The organism is Desulfovibrio faecalis, assembly GCF_053570625.1.
Genome location: NZ_JBRBQR010000001.1, coordinates 1666102 through 1685250, shown reverse-complemented (window position 1 = coordinate 1685250; position 19149 = coordinate 1666102). Strand labels below are relative to the sequence as shown.

Genomic DNA, 19149 nt, shown 5'->3' with positions numbered 1-19149 from the left:
CCCTCCGGGAAGGACATTAGCAGATCAGCTACCCACGGAAAACCCGGAAGAGCCTGGATAAAGACAATCAGACGGTGCCCAGGAGCTTCACTCCCTCCGAGGCGCACCGTAAAACTCTCGCGGAAAAAATGCTCAGCCTGCAACGCCAAAAGCAGAAGCTGGCTCAAAAGGCAGCAGCGCTGAACAAAGAGGCCCGCAAGGAGCGTACCGGACAACTTATTGCCTGGGGCATCATGGTTGAAAGCAGATACCGAAACGCCGTCCCTGAACACAGAGAACGCCTTATCTCTGCCGCTCGAGAATTTCTCAAGGACAGGAACCTGAGCCGCGCTCTTGCAGGCTTTGCCCGACTGGATGATGAAATGGCAACTATTGAGAAAAATTATCAAAATGATAATACTGACAAATGACTACAGTCAGGATTTATTTACAAATGGCACAGCAACGATTTGTGCAGTATTCAAATTCTCATTTGTTCCAAACGTTGCCCCGCGCAGCATATGTATTCTGATCCAGTTATTTACCGGGTAGATGTACGTCTGCCCCTCAATAATCCATCGCAGCATTTTTGCCGTGTAGGGATGACCAGTACCTATCCTGCTTTCAACGCGGCAAAATACTGGAGTTCGGCTTATGGGATTGGACAAAAACAGGGGAGCCGCCATCAGTGCACCCAACAAAGCAACATTAATGAATATAGCCAATGACAGCCAGGGAATCAGGAGCCGTAAGGAATAAAGCCCTGTTTTGCAGACATGCACAATGATGCCGAGTAAAGAGAACAATAGAGCCAATGGCGGCACAATAAGCCCCCGCATTGCTTCTTTGCCCAATGCCTCGTGCTTGCCGCCACTGTCAAATTCAGTACTGGCAGCAAGAAGAGCCTTCTTTTGTTCTGTAACCAAATGTTCATACCAGGGGATATATGTTTGTCGCTCAAAATTTCTTGCGCTCATCCCGTTTCTTAAGACGGCGCTTTCAGGCGCTTGTAAGGCTTCTCTCCACTGTCGCTGCACAACGGGGTGCTGAAGGAATGTCTCGAAATCGTTAAAGCCTTCCAAAGGAAGCTGAGCCATGCGCGGGTTTGCCTTGTTTACGGCCGCTGCTAGTTGTTTTTTCGCTTCCTTTTGAAAAGCTTGTATAAAGGTTGCTTTATCTGAGGGCTTCCAGTCGTAAGGAACGGGGATGCCTTTTTCCCGTACAGAGTAGCCGACATCGTGATGCTTCCACTGTGGTATTTTGGCAGGCGTCGTTTTGCGCTGCTTGAGTTCATCGACGAAGTTCTGCCATGCTTTTTCAGCTTCGTCCGGGATAGCGCGATAGGGAATTATCACCTCATGGACATATTTCTTATATACTTCTCCCCAAGACTTCAGGGAACTTCCAAACGCGCCGGAAAATAGCTGGTCAGGTGCCCCCATGATCTGCGTTACACTTTGTCGCACAAGGCTATCCAGGTTACGCAGAATAATGGCATCACCATTGGGCAGATACGCCACAAATGGACTGAAAAGCGCGACGAAAGCTTTACCTGCTGGTGAAGACAGAATTTCGGGGCTGATGTCTATCCCCTGCAATTCCACCTCCCCTCTGCGCAATTGGTGCGAGGCTAGGGAAACCAGCGTGGCCACCCGTCGCTCGTAGGGACTGGAATGCTGCACCAGAGTATCGATCAGCAGTTTTTCTGCATGAAATACACAAGCAATCACAGGAAGAGCAATAAGTGTACTCATTTCAATGTATTTTTTCCAACTGGCCTTGCGGTGGTGCAGCCAGGGAAGCACAAATGTGCCGCAAAGAGCCAGGGCCACAGCCAGACCGGAAATGATCCGCCCCCAAAACTCCACTTTTTCGATGGCGTGACTGTCCGCCTGTCCGCCTGCCACATCAAGCAGACGAGCATTGAAAGCGCATTCCAGCAGAAGATAGGCCAGCGTGATGCCTACCAGGGCAATGAGATAGGGAGGTCTACGCCCCGAATTTGCCGCTTGTGGCTGAACAGCCTGTTCCTGCGTCATAATTGCTTTCCACTTGATGGGAGTATGAATGCCGGAGAATTGCTAAGAGCAGGCTCCAAGCCGGGAGAACATTACAACTAGGGATCGAGAATGAGCACAGGCTTTCTCTGTGGTGAGAGTACTTTCTGCCCGGCTACGCCATCAGGCTCTCCCATGCGTACTGTGGCAGTAGGATCGAGAGGTGGCGGCAGCGATATTTGCGGCGCGGAAGCAACTGGTGCTTTTGCCGATACAGAAGTTGCTTTTTCATAATTCGTTGGACGCTGCTTGTGACTAACAGGTTTGCTTTCAGCCATAGTAACAATTTTCGGACCTCGTAAGCCATCATCCAGCCACCAGACCCGAACTGTATTGGGGGAATCCATCGCTTGCATGACCTGGGCAGGTTTTTGGGCAACATCAATAACAAAAGGTTTGTCTGGGGTACCTTGTAATTTGTAGCCTGCCATGCCTGAATCCAGGGTGGGCATCATCAGAAGCATATTTTGCAACGTGCCGTCAGCACGGATACAGGCAAGAATGGCATAGTCAGTGCCACGATCAGTGAATTGCTCCACAACGCGTACATGAGTATATTCTTCTCCCAGGTGCAATATCCAGTTGGACGCGGAAACCACCACATATTCGCCAGAAAAGCGCAGCCTTACCAGGGCACGCCGTTTTTCAGCTCCACTTAGATCTGCCATATGTTCTTCGGCAAGACCGCCAAAAGCCGCATCAAAATCACGCCCGATTCTCTGCGCTGTGCACGCAGACAAAAACAGACAAAAAACGAGACAAATGGGTACAGACAAAGAACAACGGCGCATCATGGAGCAACCTTTTACTGGATTTCGGGTATGGGCATTTTTCCAATCTTGGCCCGCAGCGGTATAATCCAGGCGACCTTCAAATTCGGAATATTAAGTATGTTGGCTCCTGCCCCCATGCCAAGAAGCGATGCCAGCGCTTCTTGCAAGGCGGGCTTAACCTTGTCCGGCACTGTGCCTATCATTTCATTTGCCTCTTCCCGTGAGACTATACTGTATGGGCTGAAGTTTTTCATGTATCCTGAAAGAATATCGATGGCCTGATTCAGATCTTCCTTCGATATTCCTTCAAGATCCATAACATGCGTAAAGTCGCCTTGTGAGAAAGGCAACGCATCAGAAGGCAGGCAAGCCGTCGGCATGGCTAACACCAACATGAAAATGGTGATTTCTGTTTTTATATTCATTTCTTTGATGAGATAAAAACAAACTACTTTGTATTATGTTGATGGCATAATCTTTTTAATGTCATTGATCATGTTCGTTATCTCTTCAACAATTTTTCTCCGTCTTTCAAACAGACTTAGATAGCTAAACAATGTGCATACAATCAAGCCGATAAATGGAATTACGAATGCCGGCACTTGGAAAGCGGTAATTAGATTAAGAAGAAAGGCTAAAAATGACAGTACTGCAAGGATCAAAAAAAACCAACCACGGGCTCCTTTGTTAATATCAAATGTTTTAAATATATCACCATGCACACCTGGCATCACCCATTCTGCATCCGTTGTAGTATTTTTGACAAAGCAGGTGAGATGCTCATTTGCATCTGAAACCTCACAAATAGCAATCTTGTGTCCTGGTCTAAAGGCCAAAGATCCAGGGAAACCCCATTGGACCTCCTTGCCATTATGATTTACCCAAACCTTTGTTTCCCACGATGTATGTGAGCTGATGCGCACGTCGGACATATGACCTGAGCCATTAGAAACCGATCCTCCCCCACCATGCCCGTGAACATGGGTGGTGCCCACTTCATCAAGCTGAAGAACCTCTCCCTCAAGAATTTCTGCGACCAGCTCAGCATCCCCGATTGTATATTTCCGCGTGGTTTCCATCATGTTCTCCTTTTCTATTTTTTAGGCTGCCAGTGTCGTTTCGCACGTAGGATTGCAGCTAACTTTCGGGCCAATCACTACGCCATTAGAATCTATTATAATAGATTCTAATGGTCAACGGCTATAGTACCGTTAAAAAATGGAAGCAATCCCTTTCCTTCGACCAGCCATTGCGATTGCCCTGGCTGAAGCACGCAAAACTGCTGGCCTGACCCAACCACAGCTTGCGGATTTCTCCGACCTCTCCCGCAGCTATATTGCCGCATTAGAGGCCGGAGAAACCAGTTTTTCGTGTGAAAGCCTCTACGCACTACTTGGCGTAATGAATGTTGATGTTGTGGCCTTTTTCCAGCGAGTAGAAGACTTGCGGGCGCAAAAGCCAACAATATCTAAACCTGGTCGCGGACGCCGCCGCACGATAACTATCGGAACTACGCTTTCTCCTTCCAAATAGCTTAAAAAAGATGGATGTATTCTGAACCAGTCTCAATACTATCGTCAGATTTTGCTGGCTCTTTCTTTAGCTCCCAATAATTTTTCCCGCGAAGTGATTCCTGGCGCATCTGTACCAACTCATATTTCATTTCCAAGCCTCCTGTTCTCTTTGACCGCTCCTCAAGCATGACCTGTTCAACGCGGAGAGGAAGCCCACTCATTCCGCGCTTGAACATGAGCCTATTCTTTTGTCTCCTCGCAGATTTTTCATGCTCCTGCTTTTGGACAACATGGAGGACATTGGAGACAGATTTGTGCGCAGTATTAACTTGTTCTTTCGCGCTAATGCGCTGACTATTATTCGCCATACCCTCTAGAAGGCATTCACCTCGCTCCAAATTTTTTATTTCTTCGCTGTCCTCACGAACCCTTTTGACCCAATTTATGGTTTCAGGGTCGCCGCTTTGCAGCAGGATTTTTGTTTTACAGTTTCCAAGAAGTGAGGAAACGGAATGTTGCTCTCCCCGTGCGTACAAGGATGCAATGCTTTGCGAAGCAACGATGTTGATATTTTTAAACTCGCGAGAAAGCCCGAATAGCTGCATGTCGTTCAAATTGGTTGCGCTGCCAACATCCATAATTTCCTGAAACTCATCCCCAACCATGAACGTAAATTCATTCTTCCCAAGCGTGTTCCCATGCTTGAGGATACTTTGATAGAATCTCTCTTTCAGGCATCGCGCCAAAATTGCGCCAGTAGCCCCACACTCAACAGCAAAGTTAATCAAGACAATTTTTTTCTCTTTGTAGACCAGCCTAGTGAAATCAATTGGTATTGCCCCATTCTCTAGCGATGAAAAACTGTCCATGAGCCCACAGGTGGCCTTCATAGTTTTCAACCGCATCAAAATTCGTTGCAACATCCATGTTTTCTGCTGTTGTCTGGTCGCAGAACCTTTTGCGTCTCGACTGTTGTCCTCGGACGATAAAACGTGAAAACATTCGGCACTGACAGCATGGTAAAATGATTCGGCTTCGAGCAGATAATCAGGCCATTCTTTCCCCATATTTTGCGCACGGAGCGCACCTAGCTCCTGGCAGAAAAATGACCAAAGAGACGCCGAAAACTTTTGATTGCAAAGAGCTGTGTAGATAGCTTTCAAGGTTGGAGAAAATTGTCGAGAAAAATGACTGCGGTGGGCAATTTTTGACAGGGACAGCATTGCAAATGCTACATCAGATGCCAAAGCTCCGCCCTTTGCATGCCATGATGCATTGGGGTCGCGCTCAACGCCATCGAGGGCAATAACTTGAAAGAGGTCGGCTATTTCGTGTTTCTTCAGACCTGCAAGAAGATTAGTCGGTTGAGCCGCATGCGAAGAGCCGAATTCAATGACATCATCTTGCCGCCCGCATTTTTGGGCCAAAGCCCGCGTCTGCGCACCAAGGTTCCCTTTGATGTCCAGAATGACGCCGCCGAACCCTTGGCGCATCAATGCGTCAATCATAGGCAGGATGATAGATGTCGTTTTGCCCGAACCTGTGCCGCCAATAATGGCGATTGACCGAGCCCCATCACTGAAAGAAAGCGTTCTTCCGCTATCAAAAGTGAAAAGTGCATCTTCAGATTGTGAAGTCGTGGGAGGGAGTGAAACCGCAAGAGGTTTGACTGGGGCAAGAAAGCCCAGTCGGTGCTGGCGGTAAGGAGCGTCTGGGAATGTGGAAGGGGCACTAGCTTGCAGACTCATGGATTCCTCCAGAAGCCTGCCGTTTCCTTGTCTTGAAAACAAAAAAAGAAAACGGCAGACAACCAGAATTGGTTTTCACCAATTCCGACTGTTTGCCGTTTTCCCCCCAATAGCAGCTACGCGCCGCTCCATTCCAGTGCCCCGGACTACTCAGAGGGGCGTCCTCCCCTCCGGCGCTCTTGGAAGGAGCGCATCACGCAAATTGTGGGTTGGGAAAAAACGTAGTTACAAAGTGTTCCGTCACTTTGATCGCGAAGTACTTCCACCTTCCTGACCACCAGGCAGGGGGGAGACCTTTCGGTCGGCCCGAATCTTTTTTTTGGTTAAATGTTGATGACGATCATTCAATAGTGATTTTTCAAAAAAACGTCAACGGCACTTTTCTGAGAAAATCGTAAAAGGCTATTCAGGGAGCTATTGATTGGCTGTTTTCTCCACCAAGGTATAACTCGTGCTGCGTCCGCCGCTCTCGCCTTGCAGTAAAATGCCGTATTCCATCAATTCCCGAATATCCCGTAAGGCGGTATCCGGAGAACACTTTGCCAGTTTTGCGTATTTGCCACTGGTCAGTTTCCCCTCAAATCCGGCCAACAGACGGTTGATGATAGCCCGCTGGCGTTCGTTGAGCGGGTACTGATTAGCATATTGCCACACATGAGCCTTGCGAAAGACAACGGCCAATGTTTCGTCGGCACCATCAATAGCCCGTCCAAGGCAGCCAAGGAACCAGCTCAGCCAAGGCGTGATATCCAAGTCGCCCTTTTGGGTGCGTTCCAAGATATCATAATACTCTTTGCGCTCCCGCTCGATCTGGCCAGACATGCTGTAAAAACGTTGCGGACAGTCATCGGCCCGCGCCAGGGCACAATCAGCAATGGCACGGGCTATGCGCCCGTTACCGTCCTCAAAAGGGTGAATTGTCACAAACCAGAGGTGCGCTATGCCCGCCTTCATTACAGGGTCAATCTGCAACGGCGCATTGAACGACTCCAAAAAGTGGCTCATTTCCATAGCAAGGCGTTCTGCTGCCGGGGCTTCAAAATGAACTTTTTCATGGCCGATGTAGCCGGAGACAACTTGCATGGGACCAGCTTCGGGTTTGCGCCACGCGCCCACGGTGATACGCCGTGATGCCCCGAATCCGGTAGGGAAGAGGGCCGCATGCCAGCCAAACAACCGTTCCGCTGTAAGCGGTTCAGCATAGCGTTGCGTTGCGTCCAACATCATTTCAACAACGCCTTCCACGCTTCTGCTCGGAGGCGTCAAGCCGCCAATGTCAATTCCAAGCCTCCGAGCCAACGAAGAGCGCACCTGGGCCACATCAAGGGATTCCCCTTCAATGGCACTTGATTTCACCACATCCAGAGTCAAAGTCTCCAAGCCAGCCTCCGCGCGAATGGAGAAGCCAAGAGCATTCATCCGTCCCAGGAGCAAGCCCTGCTTGTGGCGAATGGCGGCAAGCGGTTCTGCCAGCTTTGCAATGTCCCATTGAAATGTCGGCCAGTCCGGCCTTTCGTGAATATAGCGCATAATCTCCGCACCTCTTGCGGTGAATATGGCAGATATTCTCCGCAAAAGCAATATTCACCGTAAAAAATGCGGAGAATATGAACCTAAAATGCCGCATCGTAGTGGAAGGCCGTCACCAAGATGCATCATGACCTTGATAACTCGTTGCCGTATTTTCCCAACTGCCTACCCGTTGTGGGCACACGCTGACGCGGGGCTCCCTACCGGAGGGAGTGGTGCCCCTGACCCTCCCCCAGGAAAGTATGCCATTGAGAAATTAGTGTTCCTAACTTAGAAATACAAAAACAAAAGTCCTACCGTTGCCGATAGGACTTTTGTTTTTGCTATTGTTGTTCAGCTATTTTTTTACAAACTGAAGCACCCGGGCTTTTTGCTGTGCAGGCTTCAGTTTTTCAATCATTTCTTGCGAAACCTTCTGAATCGTCAGCAGGGATACAAGCTGCTCTTCTGTAAGGCCTATCTCAACGGCAAGTTCATCCAGCGTAGCTTCACCAACAAGCAGGCCAAGGGCATCTTCAAGCAGCGAGGGTAAGGGAGAAGTAAACTCCCCCGGCTCGTTTTTGTTGATCTCTTGTCGCGCCATGCTGATAAAGGCGTTGGTGTACTGCCGCTCAGACATCACGCCGAGCTGTTTTGCCCGGTAGATCGCCGCCTTCATGGAAACGTGCCAGTATTTCTTTACTGACAGGAACTGACCGCGGCTATAGCGAGTGGGGCAGTCTGGCATGAATGTAGCCTGCGGCATGAGAAAGGCAGACGCAAACCTGTTTGCACCGCGTTCGATCAGCACATCTCCCGATGGATTGTTTTCATCAAGCAGCAAGTGGGCAAACTCGTGAGCGTAGTCAAACTGCATGCGGCTTGCCGGAGAATCGCCAGCAATCATGATGCAGGGGCGCTCATTCACCCAGGTTGCAAAGGCGTCTAGAACTGCGCATTCTGTGGGAAGCAAAACAATACGCACGCCAATGGATTCAAGCAGCTCGGCCATATTCAAAATTGGGCCGAGCCCAAGGCCCAGGGCCTTTCTTATTTCTACCGCGTAAAGCTCAAGCTGGCGTTCAGATGGTCTTGCACCCGTGTGCGGCTCAAACCCCACTTCGGGAAAAACAATACCTCGCTGCTCCAATACATCATAAAGAGCCAGCACGTCTTGGGCGAAGCGGGCAGCCTTGTATCTATCTGTTTGCGTTACAGAGCGGTTGGCCCTGAAATGGCAAGCCTCCATCCGTAAGGTGGGAGCAGCCGAAATGATTGAGGTCAGGTAAACTGCGGGAACCTCAAGGACCTCAACCAGCTTTTCAAACGTCTCAAATGAAAGGCCACATTTGCCCGATTCGTATTGTGAAATGGAGCTGGGCTTTTTATCCAGCAACTCGGAAAGCCGCTTTTTTGTGAGCCCCATTCGTTCACGCGCCAGGGTTATGCGCGCCGGATCCAAATGCTGGAAGTAATAGTGAAGAGATTTCCCTGTAGTCATGGCTTCGCCTCCAATGCCCTGCGACAGGGGTCACAAATAGGTGAGGATTAACCTCACTCGCGAATACTTTTCTTTGCCTTTTGAGCAGGCTGTTCAACGCTCTGCCTAATGGCCTGTTTTTTATCTATCTGTTCAGGGGGCAATTTTGTATCACGCAACTCGGTTTTTGCCAAGTGGGGGGCAGCATCCCTGTGAACCTTGGGTTTGCGGGGAGCCTCTGGAACTGGTGCCGCAAGCGGCTCTTCCTCGCTATCATGCAACGTTGAAATCGTGAGGGCTTGGCAAGATCGAGTACCAGCAGGAACAAGGATATCAAACGTGATTTTCCCAATGCCGTTGTCTTCGTCCAGATCCACACCAATGGTGTACTCACCCTGGCTTACGGCAGATCTCTTAAGCTGCTCAGACAAGAAACACTGATTCTGAGTTATTGGAGAGCGCAAAAGTTTTTTAAGACCTTTTGCGGATCGCGGTTGACGAGTATTTTTGTCAACTCTGGATATAAAAAATCGTATGTATTGGCCTGAGATGTTAGCAGAAAGCTCAAGAATATTTGAGTAGGTTCTGCAGTTGAAGAAAGATTTTCCGCCAAGGCAAAGCCTTTGTACCCTTCGGAAAGAGCCTTCCCAAAAAGCACACCCAACGATGTAGTTTGAATAGTTAATGTCTCCTTCTGGGGTGGTGCCAACTTCATATACCTTGATCGCATCAGTTCCAGAGTCGAGTAAGTGTGGAACAATCTCTTCTTTCAGTTTTTCAAAAAGCAGAGGGTCCAGATCAGCGGGATTAGGCATTTTTTCTCCTATGAAGTACAGATTTGTTTTTTTATTTTATGTGAAGAAAATGTAAAAAACAAGTAAAAAAAGTAAGTGAAATTTTGGAAGTTGAAACTATTTTATTGAAAGCCGATGTTAGCCGTCTAACATAAAGTCATAATAGATAAAAATCAGTAGGTGCTTGCTTGTGGGCGCGCACCAACGGCATGGAGCCTGACGGCAAAATGGCAGGGGTGCCAATTCATCTTGAGGTGCAGACCTTCGTAATAGCAGCCGTTTGAGCGGATAACTCCACGTTAGTCGCATTTCTCTCACTGCATCTCGTTGTGGGCACATGCTACACCAGAATCCCCCTGAGCCCCGTAACCTACATATGGCATACGCAGTGGGGTAAGGTCACTTCTGCCCAAGACAGGCTGACGGGCCTTGCGTGGTGGATGAAATCGCTATGCCGATATTGGTATGCCTTGCCCGCAGCATTGAAGCCCAGGAAGGCGAAGCCCCGGTGGTACTCATGGCCCGAAAATTGGGATTAAAACGCCTGCGAGAAGCAACACGCCCCGGCTTCAGAAGGCGTGGGGGGTGAAGTAAGGCTCGTATAACAAGGTAGCACGGTCAAGCCTCAGCTTGCCGCAACATCCCTAGAATCTGTGCAGTGAATTTGCAGCATTTGTTCTTGTGCCCCTCTATGTCAGGAACACAATTTTTCAATGGCATACTTTTCGAGGGGAAGGTCACCAGGCAAAAAAACAATAACAGATGTGGCTCCAGGTTCTGATGTGTCCAGATTTATGTCTCCGCCCATTGTTCTTGCCATTAGTCTGGCAGAGTATGTTCCTATACCCGTCCCGCCTTGTTTGCCAGCAGTTGCGAATTTTTCAAAAAAACGGGCGCGGATTTTCTTCGGAACCTCGCCAAAATTATGAATGGAAATTTGGCACTCTGGACCCGCGTACAGACAAATACTGACTTGCGCGTCTGTAGGAGAGGACTCCAGCGCATTTTTAATCAAGTTGGAGAGCATGGAGTAACAGAGCAATTCTTCGGCCATGGATGGGCAGTCTTCGACATCTGTGCCGTCAGCCCTCTTTGCCTGAACTTGGAACCGCACACGCTTATCGTTGGCAAGGGGGTTCAGCTCGCTGAGTATCGACCTCACAACCAACAATATGTTTATTCTCACTGGTGAGAGTTGGTATATTCCCTGCTCCATGCGGTACAAGTCCAGAGAGAGGTTGATCATGTGCAGCATTCTGTAGCCAGCCTCTAAGAGCATGTGCAGAAGTTCCCGCTGATCGTCTGAGATATCTTTATCCCTTATGAGGAGTTGTGATGCTCCTAAAATGCCCGCGAGCGGACTTTTCAGGTCATGTCGGGTAATTTGGTCTATTTCTTCACGTAACAATTCCATCTTCTTGCGAGTCGAGATATCTCGTACAAAAAGCAAAGCCGCATTATTCCCCTCCCATTTTACGGGAATTGAAGAAATTTCCACGTCGATTGGGGTTCCATCTAAACGCAAATGACGCTGCTCGATAGGTTGCAAGGCTTCGCAAAATTCGAAACTTTGAAAGTTGCTTTTTCCAGCCAAGACGTGGTGATTCGGATGAACGCGTGACAATACTGGCATCCCCAACATGTATTCCGGCGAGTTGGTTCCGTAAAGCTTGAGGCTGGCCTTGTTAACATAAGAGAATTTTCCGCCAGTCTGTACAACTATAGCATCAGGTGCGTTTTCTACCAGATGTCGGAATCGCTCCTCGCTTTCGCGCAAGGCATCGCCCGATAGTTTCTGCTCGGTTACATCCCTAGATAATACTATGTATGAGCCGATAGCGGCATCAGATGCGCTTAGCGAGACAATGGATACATCCAACCATTTGGGTGTACCATTTTCGGTGATGTAGAATCCCTGAAAGGTCCCGATCTTTCCTTCACTAGCCTCCCGCATAGCCATTTCAAATCCTGTTGCGTCGACTTCGTCCCCAAACCGTATGCATGGCGTGCCTAAATAGGCTTGAGCATCTTCAATTTCTAGGTTCTTCGTCGTTTGATGTGGAATTCATGAAGCCACTACGACCTGAATCGGGGCCGCAATCAGGTAGACCATGGTGATGAAGTTCTCCACGTTCCGGTATCCTCGGGCCCTGGCCCTTGCCGCCTGGAACAGGCCATTGAAGCCTTCGAGCCTCGCATTGGTGTGCAAGGAATGCCAACGATGAAGGATTCGCGGCAAATGCCTCTCAAAGCTGGCCAATGCTCCGCGCACGGGTTCCAATAGCGGGCAGTCGGCCGCGTACTCGGCGGCATGCTTGAGAAAATGGGTTATGCGCCACTTGGCGGCCTGCTTCGATTCGGCCCGTCGAACCCAGCGCAGAAGTTCTTTGACACGGTAGGCCTTGGCGGTAGCGAAGCCCTGCTCGACGAGTTCCAGGAGAGCACTCTCCTGATTCTGCGTGCGTATTGTCTCGGCGCCCTTGAGTACGGCCCAACGGGTGTGGTCCGGCAGCTTTGACTGCCTGGCCTCAAGCTTTCTGACGTCATCGACGGCCTTGGTGAAGAGTTGGACGACATGAAACCAGTCGACTGTCACCGAGGCAGACTTGAACTTCTGTTCGACGGCGGAGAGGAACGCAGGCGACATGTCGCAAACTACCTCGACGATGTTTTCAGGACAGCCTTCATGGGCTTCAATGAACGCGCAGAACTGAGTCAGGCATTCCTTGCCCTTACCTGGAGTCGCGAAGATCACGGGCCTGTCGGAACGATCCAGGTCAATGAAGACGGTGATGTAATTGTGCCCACGCTTGGACGCGGTCTCATCCAGACCGATGGCCTTGATGTCTTTCAAGTTCAGCGCATTGATGGCTTTGGCCACATAGTGATGGACGATGCGCCACAGGCGGGTATCCGTGACCTCGACATGACGCGCTACGGCATTGACCGGCATCTCTCGAACGAGGCTCATGACAACCTGCTCAAAAAGCAGGGTAAACCGGCTGCCTTCCCTGGCCCATGGGGCTTCGACGCGTCGGATTCCATGTTCCGGGCAATTGATCCTCGGCAGTCGGGCTGTGAGGTAACAGTGATGCTGGAAGAAGTTGAGATGCCGCCACGTGAATTCCTTGAAGTCGTGAGCCTTGCACGCGGCTCCGCACTCGGGACACGGATACAGCGCTCCGCGGTCGGCACCGATCTCCAGGTGGAGCTTGGTTGGCGTATGGTCGGTATCAAGACGTTGGCTCATAACTTTCCAGGGCGGCGTGAGGCCGAGGCCCAAGGCAAAGATTTCTTCAGCTTGCATGGCAGTCCTCCTAAAGGAGGGCTATCCAAACTGATTGAGGTCGGTCAATTCCACATCAAACGACGAAGAACCAATTTCTAGAAGCTGAAGCCCTCCAGGACTAATGAAGGTCATATCGCCTTTATTATTAAGCATAATGATGCAGATTGGACTGTTTTCGACAATCGCCCTAGAAAAAGCTTCGCTTTCACGCAAGGCAGTTTCTACTATATGTCTTCTGGCAATTTCCAGTTTTAACCGTCTAGTCCAATATAATGTTGTTAGCAATATGCTAATCATAACGCAAATAAACAGCGCTGCACAAATAAGAATTATATTTCTTTTTTCTTTTTCTTTAGCAAACGATGTGGAAAAATAATTATAATTGACCAGAGAAATGCCATATTGCCGTTGCCACGACAGATCAAGTTCAGAGCCTATCCGCATATTTTTTTTAAAAAAAGCTGACAGCACTTGAGGTAGGCCAGTAGATGCATTGGAAATTCCCCAACCAACGTCCAAAAAGTCTCCTACTGGAAATAGCAATTCAAGGTCATCTGGGTTATCGCGTATCCATTTAAAAGCACCTTCAACTCCAACTATAGTGAAGTCAAACTTATGCTGTGCAACCAATTTCATGCAATCATTTGTTTTTGAATATTCTATATTGATAAATTTATCTGGCGAGGCATATTCATTCTGTGCAAGTAACCAAGTTTCGTATGATGTGCCTTTCTGAACAACCGCTTTGCGTCCAGCAAGATCAGATTCTGTTTTGACGACCTCCCGAAGGGAACGGTATCCCACGGCCAACATGCTCGTCTTATAGTATGGGATCAGAAGCATCTTTTTGAGACGCCAGTCTATCATGTGAAGATCATTAGGAAATAAATCGCATTCGCCTTGGGCAAGCAGTCGCGCTTCATAGCTATCGTCTCTGACGACAACACCCATTTCGTTTTGAAATTGCTCGTTCCAGCTGTTTAGGCGCTTCACCCGTGGGGATACCCCCAAGTAACGGGCAAAAGCCTCAGCGTTCTGCTGGTAAAAATCTTTACTTGCACCCGCAACGCAAATACGCAACTCGCCAGAGTTTTGAATTTCATCTAATGTTCTGGCTTCCGTTGATCCATATTGGCCTACAAGAATGATGACAACCAGCATAACGTAGCTGAAGCACTCAAGAATGGCTCGCTTGGGAAGCCCACTGCGTGGGGATTTATCGGAGAGAAATGACATCGCCGCCTTTCACTACTGTGAAACCACCGCTCATTAGGAGTTGTAGGTACGAAATTTCAAATTTTTTATTGCCGAAACATACTCTGCTTGCACTTGAACCGAAAGGCTAGGCTGCGGATATGTTAAACCGTGTGACATTATCAAGAATGTGTTAGCCACTTTTCTAGCTCTTTTGGGCTGAGATTTTATATTTATTTAGCGTTGCATATAGGTTTGGTAGGCTCATGCCAGCCATATTTGAAGCAATACGCAAGTCCCCTTGGGATTTATCAAGAATATTTTCAAAATATATTTTTGCGCTATGAGCAACAGTCGCTTGCTTGTGTTCTCGCCATGAAAGCATTTCTCCCTTGAACGCATCATTTTTGATATCTACGAGATTTATATCGCACGATATCGTCAATGGTTCTTTTTCGTATTGTCGCCTTGCATTTTCCTCGCGTATATAGCAGGGCAAATCGGCAGGAAAGAGGACTGAAGCGGTGCCTGCATTGATCAATGATGCATCAATTGCATTCCTGAGTTCCCGCACATTACCCGGCCAAGAGTGCTGGGCCAGTGCTTGCAAAAATTCAGAAGAAAAGGTTTTTCGCTCACCCCCAGTTCGTTCTAGGTGTTGCTCAAGGAAATGTTTAGCCAACACTTCCACATCACCGACTCTATTTTTTAGTGAGGGGATATTTATAGTGACTGTATTCAGGCGATACAGCAAATCTTGTCTAAAGCTACCATTAGCAACCATTTCTTCTAAATTACGATTAGTTGCTGCTAGTACACGGAACCTGCTCGTTGTTTCATTGGCACTGCCAACTCGACGGTATTTTTGTTCTTGTAGTACACGAAGAAATGATTTTTGAATCGAAATTGGTAGCTCCCCAAGTTCGTCCAAAAACAAAACACCTCCATTTGCAGCTGCAATCAGGCCTTCCTGATCCTGGACTGCGCTCGTGAATGCTCCACGTACATGCCCGAAGAGAATACTTTCAGCCAAGTTAACGGATAGTGCTGCACAATCCACCACAACAAAAGGAGCATTTTTGTTGCGGCCTAGGCAATGGATGGCCCTGGCGAACAGTTCTTTTCCGGTGCCGGTCTCGCCTCTAATCAAAACACTCGCATCTGCCGTCGCAACATCGATTGCCCGATCAAGGCAAGAAATAAAATTCGAGCTGGCGCCCACTAGCCATTCAGGTCTGACCTTTGGCACTGCCGCAGCCGCTATGCGTTCACGCCTACGCTTCAGTGCATGAGCCACTGATGTTTCTACATGGTCCAGCGTTGCGCATTTATCTATGTATTCCCAAACGCCCGATCTCACAGCGAGTGAAGCGCCAGAAGGGTCTGTGCTTGAAGTTATAACAATAATTTCTGAATGTTGCGGATGTGATAGTATTTTTTCAATGGCTTCAAGTCCGCTTCCGTCTGGGAGCCGGACATCCAAAAGCACAATTTCGTGAACTGGCAGTAGTGAGTCCAAACCGTGCTGAAGGGTATGCGAGCAATCAACAGAATGTCCACTTTTTTGAAGCAGCTTGCGTAACACTGAACAAAACAACTGATCATCATCGATGATAAGTATTCGAGCCATAGATAACCTGCCGATTTTCGGACCACGTTATATATAAACGCGGCACCTGGTGTGGGCTGTTGCCGATCATTCTCGCGGGGGGAGGGTCACATTGACGCCCCACTCAGTCCCTGTTTTGGGAGACATTGTACGCTTGCCCAGTTCTAGCCAACAGCGTTTGTTCCACTATAGAGTGAAATATCTCTCTGAGGACTTTCGTCCTAGATCACTCCATTGCACTTTTGATTATATCCTTCGGCCAGGAACTGTTGCGGCTGATCAAAGTGATATGCCGTGATTCATCCTTTTTCTAGTGCTTTAACGCTGATCTACATTAACAAAAAATCAGCGGAAAACTAATAAATTGTGTCTTGATTATCAATAAAGTTCAAGCATTTTTCATTAGTAATCTACCAATAAATGCAAGCTACATGCTGATATAAAAGGGAAAATTAAAAAAAATATGAGTTGGCATATTATTTGTATAATACAGATCACTGCATGAGACGAGTTTCTTCGGGCAGCAGCCATGGCTGGAAAAAATGAATGCCACGGTGGTTGATGTTGTGAGGAATGCAGCGTGCTGCTGATAGCCCGCACTAAGGCCGACAGCAAGTACAAGAAGATTCAAAAATCGTAGATGAGGCTGCAAAGAAATTAAATCTGTCCACACACGCGGTCGTTTTTGGGGCAGGAATGGACGTATCGGGCAAGTATACTGATGTGAATCTTCAGTTTTATTGCTTGAACTGAGAGCAGTATTTAAGCTGCTGTTGATAACACATGGAGATCAAAAAATGAAGCTTTCACACAAACTTATTTTATTTTCTACAATTCTTACATTATTTTCAATAATTATAGGTGTATTTTCAATTGTTGGAATGTCAAACATCAATCACGATGTTAAGGATATCGCAAAAAATTGGCTTCCTACAATAAAGATTGTGGGAGAAATTAATGGGTTGGCAAATGAATATCGCCGTACAGAATTAGTTCATATTTTATCAACAGATGAAGCGTCGATGCGTGAATATGAAGATAGAATTCGTGTATTAACTGATAAAATCGCTGTAAAGGCTAAAGAATATGAAAAATTAATATCTGAGCCAGAAGAAAAAAGGCTCTTCCGGGTTTTCCGTGGGTAGCTGATCTGCTAATGTCCTTCCCGGAGGGCACCAATGAAGGATACGGACCTATATTTTCGGATTCTCGGGCTGACCGAGCCCTGGTTTGTTGAGGCTGTTGAACTGGACACGGCGGAAGGTCGGGTAGACATCCGCGTGGAGCATGGTCCTGGTGTTCGCTGGTTTTGCCCTACTTGTGGTCGAGAGCTGGCTTGCCGCGACCATGCCGAGCCTCGTGTCTGGCGCCATCTGGACACGTGCCAGTTCAAGACGTTCCTGCATGCTCGGATTCCCCGAGTGGACTGCCCCGAGCATGGCGTCCTTCAGGTCAACGTGCCTTGGGCCGAGTCCAAGGCACGTTTCACCATATTGATGGAGCGATTGATCATCGACGTGCTGACCGAGTGCGCCACCGTAACAGGAGCGCGGCGCATCCTGCGCATCACCTGGGACGAAGCATGGGGTGTCATGGAAAGGGCGGTGCGCCGGGGCCGGGAGCGCAAGCAATCGAATCCCTCGCGGTATCTTGGCGTTGACGAGAAGGCATTCCGCAAGGGGCACGACTATGTGACCGTGGTTTGTGATCTGATCGGCAGCACGGTGGAGTATGTGGCCGACGAGCGTAAGGCCGAAAGCCTTGAGGGGTACTACCTTCAGTTCACCAAGGCGCAGTTGGAGCGGATCAAGGCCGTGGCCATGGACATGTGGGAGCCCTATTTTAAAGCTACGCTCAAACATGTGCCGGACGCGGCGGGGAAAATCGTTCACGATCGGTTCCACGTCATGAAACACGTAGGCGAGGCTGTGGACCGGGTACGCAAGCAAGAGCACCGCGAACTCACAAGTCAGGATGACCATCGACTCAAGGGCACGAAATTCCTCTGGCTATACCGGGAGGAGAATCTGCCGGACAAACACCGGCCAGCCCTGGAGGCCTTGAAGACAGCGAACCTCAAGGTGGCCAAGGCCTGGGCCATGAAGGAAAGCCTGAACGACGTCTGGAAGTACCTGAGCACGGGATGGGCCAGACGTTTTGTGAAGCGATGGCTGGTCTGGGTGAACAGGTCAGATCTTGCCCCAATGCGCAAAGTGGGCGGACTGATTCAGAGACATCTTGAGAACATCCTGACCTTCTGCCGCCACAGGATCACCAACGGCGTGGCCGAGGGCCTCAACAGCAAGATCATGGCCATCAAGAGGAAGGCTTGCGGTTATAGGAACCGGGAGCATTTCAAGACAGCCATCTACTTCTTCTGTGGCGGTCTAAACCTCTACCCGGCCAGTTCCTGACAGGGGTTACCCACGGAAAACCCGGAAGAACCCAAAAAGACATCATTGCCTCGCCCTCCCACGGCGATACTTTTGAATGCACCTACCGCATGCGCAGGGCAGACAACACATGGGCCTGGATTCTTGGTCGCGGCAACGTGACGCAGCGCGATGCCAGCGGCAGGGCCACGCGTGTGGTAGGCCTGCATACCGACATCAGCGCAAGCCAGGCCGACAGGGCTCACCTTGAGGACATGGTGCGCAACGATCCGCTCACCGGTTTACGCAGCCGAACTTTCTTTACCATGACCGTGGACGAACTGGAGCAAAACGCCGTTCGTCCCGTGGGGATAATCGTTGCCGATGTCAACGGCCTGAAAATGATTAACGATTATCTCGGGCACGAAGAAGGCAATACCGTATTGTGCCAGGCGGCCCTGCTGCTGCGCGGCGGGCTGGATTCCGCAGCCTGCGTGGCGCGCATGAGCGGCGATGAATACACCGTGCTGCTGCCCGGATGCGACAGCCTGAAGGTTGCCGAAATTTTGCACGAGCTCATGCAGCGCTTTAAAAGGCACAACAACCAGCAAAACCGGCCCCCGGTCTTACTGGCAATGGGTTCCTCCTGCGCGGAAGACATGCAGACCAGCATTGCCAACGCCATTGTGGCGGCAGACCGGGCCATGCTGCGGAACAAACTGACCACAAGAGCTGAAACCCGCCAGCGCGTCCGGGACTGGATTGAAAACCACACCTTTGCCAAGGTTTCCATGAACGACTGCCGCTATCTGTAACACGCAGCAGGCAGGC

17 protein-coding genes are annotated in these 19149 nt (G+C 49.2%); 5 read left to right on the top strand and 12 right to left on the bottom strand.

The genetic code is table 11. The features are described 5' to 3' along the window. Window positions 1-128 precede the first annotated feature (128 nt). Window positions 129-410 carry a hypothetical protein gene (locus ACUZ79_RS07515; protein ID WP_449251201.1) on the top strand — a complete coding sequence of 94 codons (282 nt, stop codon included), beginning with the start codon at window positions 129-131 and terminating at the stop codon, window positions 408-410. A 6-nt stretch (window positions 411-416) separates the two neighbouring features. Here ACUZ79_RS07515 and ACUZ79_RS07510 read toward each other — a convergent pair whose 3' ends face one another. The 4 genes from ACUZ79_RS07510 to ACUZ79_RS07495 form a co-directional block, all read right to left on the bottom strand. Further along, window positions 417-2018, bottom strand: a complete 1602-nt coding sequence (locus ACUZ79_RS07510; protein ID WP_449251200.1) for a hypothetical protein — start codon at window positions 2016-2018, stop codon at window positions 417-419. Between the two features lie 77 nt (window positions 2019-2095). After that, on the bottom strand, window positions 2096-2830 hold the full coding sequence (locus tag ACUZ79_RS07505) for a hypothetical protein (protein WP_449251199.1): 735 nt from the start codon (window positions 2828-2830) through the stop codon (window positions 2096-2098). A gap of 11 nt (window positions 2831-2841) precedes the next feature. Continuing rightward, the gene (locus tag ACUZ79_RS07500) at window positions 2842-3234 is read right to left on the bottom strand and encodes a hypothetical protein (protein WP_449251198.1); all 393 of its coding nucleotides are present in this window, start codon (window positions 3232-3234) and stop codon (window positions 2842-2844) included. Window positions 3235-3267: 33 nt separating this feature from the next. After that, window positions 3268-3888: a hypothetical protein gene (locus ACUZ79_RS07495; RefSeq protein WP_449251197.1), complete on the bottom strand. Its 621-nt coding sequence runs from the start codon at window positions 3886-3888 to the stop codon at window positions 3268-3270. Window positions 3889-4027: 139 nt separating this feature from the next. Here ACUZ79_RS07495 and ACUZ79_RS07490 point away from each other — a divergent pair, with 139 nt between their 5' ends. After that, entirely contained in the window at window positions 4028-4342 is a 315-nt protein-coding gene (locus ACUZ79_RS07490) for a helix-turn-helix domain-containing protein (RefSeq protein ID WP_449251196.1), read from the top strand. A gap of 1 nt (window position 4343) precedes the next feature. On the opposite strand, the gene ACUZ79_RS07485 is transcribed toward ACUZ79_RS07490, so the two are convergent. The 8 genes from ACUZ79_RS07485 to ACUZ79_RS07450 form a co-directional block, all read right to left on the bottom strand. Then, entirely contained in the window at window positions 4344-6071 is a 1728-nt protein-coding gene (locus ACUZ79_RS07485) for a hypothetical protein (protein ID WP_449251195.1), read from the bottom strand. Between the two features lie 414 nt (window positions 6072-6485). Continuing rightward, window positions 6486-7601, bottom strand: coding sequence for a Fic family protein (locus tag ACUZ79_RS07480; protein WP_449251194.1), 1116 nt, complete (start codon window positions 7599-7601; stop codon window positions 6486-6488). A gap of 337 nt (window positions 7602-7938) precedes the next feature. After that, window positions 7939-9081 (bottom strand): XRE family transcriptional regulator, encoded by a 1143-nt coding sequence (locus ACUZ79_RS07475; protein WP_449251193.1) that lies wholly within the window; start codon window positions 9079-9081, stop codon window positions 7939-7941. Window positions 9082-9134: 53 nt separating this feature from the next. Further along, on the bottom strand, window positions 9135-9875 hold the full coding sequence (locus ACUZ79_RS07470; RefSeq protein WP_449251192.1) for a hypothetical protein: 741 nt from the start codon (window positions 9873-9875) through the stop codon (window positions 9135-9137). A gap of 673 nt (window positions 9876-10548) precedes the next feature. Further along, window positions 10549-11889 (bottom strand): PAS domain-containing sensor histidine kinase, encoded by a 1341-nt coding sequence (locus ACUZ79_RS07465; protein WP_449252170.1) that lies wholly within the window; start codon window positions 11887-11889, stop codon window positions 10549-10551. A gap of 30 nt (window positions 11890-11919) precedes the next feature. Further along, entirely contained in the window at window positions 11920-13161 is a 1242-nt protein-coding gene (locus ACUZ79_RS07460; RefSeq protein WP_449250523.1) for an ISL3 family transposase, read from the bottom strand. 21 nt (window positions 13162-13182) lie between these two features. Next, window positions 13183-14304, bottom strand: coding sequence for a hypothetical protein (locus ACUZ79_RS07455; protein WP_449251191.1), 1122 nt, complete (start codon window positions 14302-14304; stop codon window positions 13183-13185). A 238-nt stretch (window positions 14305-14542) separates the two neighbouring features. Beyond that, window positions 14543-15967: a sigma-54-dependent transcriptional regulator gene (locus tag ACUZ79_RS07450; RefSeq protein WP_449251190.1), complete on the bottom strand. Its 1425-nt coding sequence runs from the start codon at window positions 15965-15967 to the stop codon at window positions 14543-14545. 776 nt (window positions 15968-16743) lie between these two features. Here ACUZ79_RS07450 and ACUZ79_RS07445 point away from each other — a divergent pair. The 3 genes from ACUZ79_RS07445 to ACUZ79_RS07435 are packed head-to-tail and all read left to right on the top strand — an operon-like array spanning window position 16744 to window position 19133. Continuing rightward, window positions 16744-17091: an MCP four helix bundle domain-containing protein gene (locus ACUZ79_RS07445; protein WP_449251189.1), complete on the top strand. Its 348-nt coding sequence runs from the start codon at window positions 16744-16746 to the stop codon at window positions 17089-17091. 33 nt (window positions 17092-17124) lie between these two features. Further along, on the top strand, window positions 17125-18360 hold the full coding sequence (locus tag ACUZ79_RS07440) for an ISL3 family transposase (protein ID WP_096152604.1): 1236 nt from the start codon (window positions 17125-17127) through the stop codon (window positions 18358-18360). After that, window positions 18324-19133 carry a sensor domain-containing diguanylate cyclase gene (locus ACUZ79_RS07435; RefSeq protein ID WP_449252169.1) on the top strand — a complete coding sequence of 270 codons (810 nt, stop codon included), beginning with the start codon at window positions 18324-18326 and terminating at the stop codon, window positions 19131-19133. Before ACUZ79_RS07440 ends, ACUZ79_RS07435 begins: the two co-directional genes overlap by 37 nt. Window positions 19134-19149: the final 16 nt, after the last annotated feature.

Bases quoted from the DNA above. Each gene is read 5' to 3' on its own strand.
- ACUZ79_RS07515 (WP_449251201.1), top strand. From the start codon at position 129: ATGCTCAGCCTGCAACGCCAAAAGCAGAAGCTGGCTCAAAAGGCAGCA.
- ACUZ79_RS07510 (WP_449251200.1), bottom strand. From the start codon at position 2,018: ATGACGCAGGAACAGGCTGTTCAGCCACAAGCGGCAAATTCGGGGCGT.
- ACUZ79_RS07505 (WP_449251199.1), bottom strand. From the start codon at position 2,830: ATGATGCGCCGTTGTTCTTTGTCTGTACCCATTTGTCTCGTTTTTTGT.
- ACUZ79_RS07500 (WP_449251198.1), bottom strand. From the start codon at position 3,234: ATGAATATAAAAACAGAAATCACCATTTTCATGTTGGTGTTAGCCATG.
- ACUZ79_RS07495 (WP_449251197.1), bottom strand. From the start codon at position 3,888: ATGGAAACCACGCGGAAATATACAATCGGGGATGCTGAGCTGGTCGCA.
- ACUZ79_RS07490 (WP_449251196.1), top strand. From the start codon at position 4,028: ATGGAAGCAATCCCTTTCCTTCGACCAGCCATTGCGATTGCCCTGGCT.
- ACUZ79_RS07485 (WP_449251195.1), bottom strand. From the start codon at position 6,071: ATGAGTCTGCAAGCTAGTGCCCCTTCCACATTCCCAGACGCTCCTTAC.
- ACUZ79_RS07480 (WP_449251194.1), bottom strand. From the start codon at position 7,601: ATGCGCTATATTCACGAAAGGCCGGACTGGCCGACATTTCAATGGGAC.
- ACUZ79_RS07475 (WP_449251193.1), bottom strand. From the start codon at position 9,081: ATGACTACAGGGAAATCTCTTCACTATTACTTCCAGCATTTGGATCCG.
- ACUZ79_RS07470 (WP_449251192.1), bottom strand. From the start codon at position 9,875: ATGCCTAATCCCGCTGATCTGGACCCTCTGCTTTTTGAAAAACTGAAA.
- ACUZ79_RS07460 (WP_449250523.1), bottom strand. From the start codon at position 13,161: ATGCAAGCTGAAGAAATCTTTGCCTTGGGCCTCGGCCTCACGCCGCCC.
- ACUZ79_RS07455 (WP_449251191.1), bottom strand. From the start codon at position 14,304: ATGCTGGTTGTCATCATTCTTGTAGGCCAATATGGATCAACGGAAGCC.
- ACUZ79_RS07450 (WP_449251190.1), bottom strand. From the start codon at position 15,967: ATGGCTCGAATACTTATCATCGATGATGATCAGTTGTTTTGTTCAGTG.
- ACUZ79_RS07445 (WP_449251189.1), top strand. From the start codon at position 16,744: ATGAAGCTTTCACACAAACTTATTTTATTTTCTACAATTCTTACATTA.
- ACUZ79_RS07440 (WP_096152604.1), top strand. From the start codon at position 17,125: ATGAAGGATACGGACCTATATTTTCGGATTCTCGGGCTGACCGAGCCC.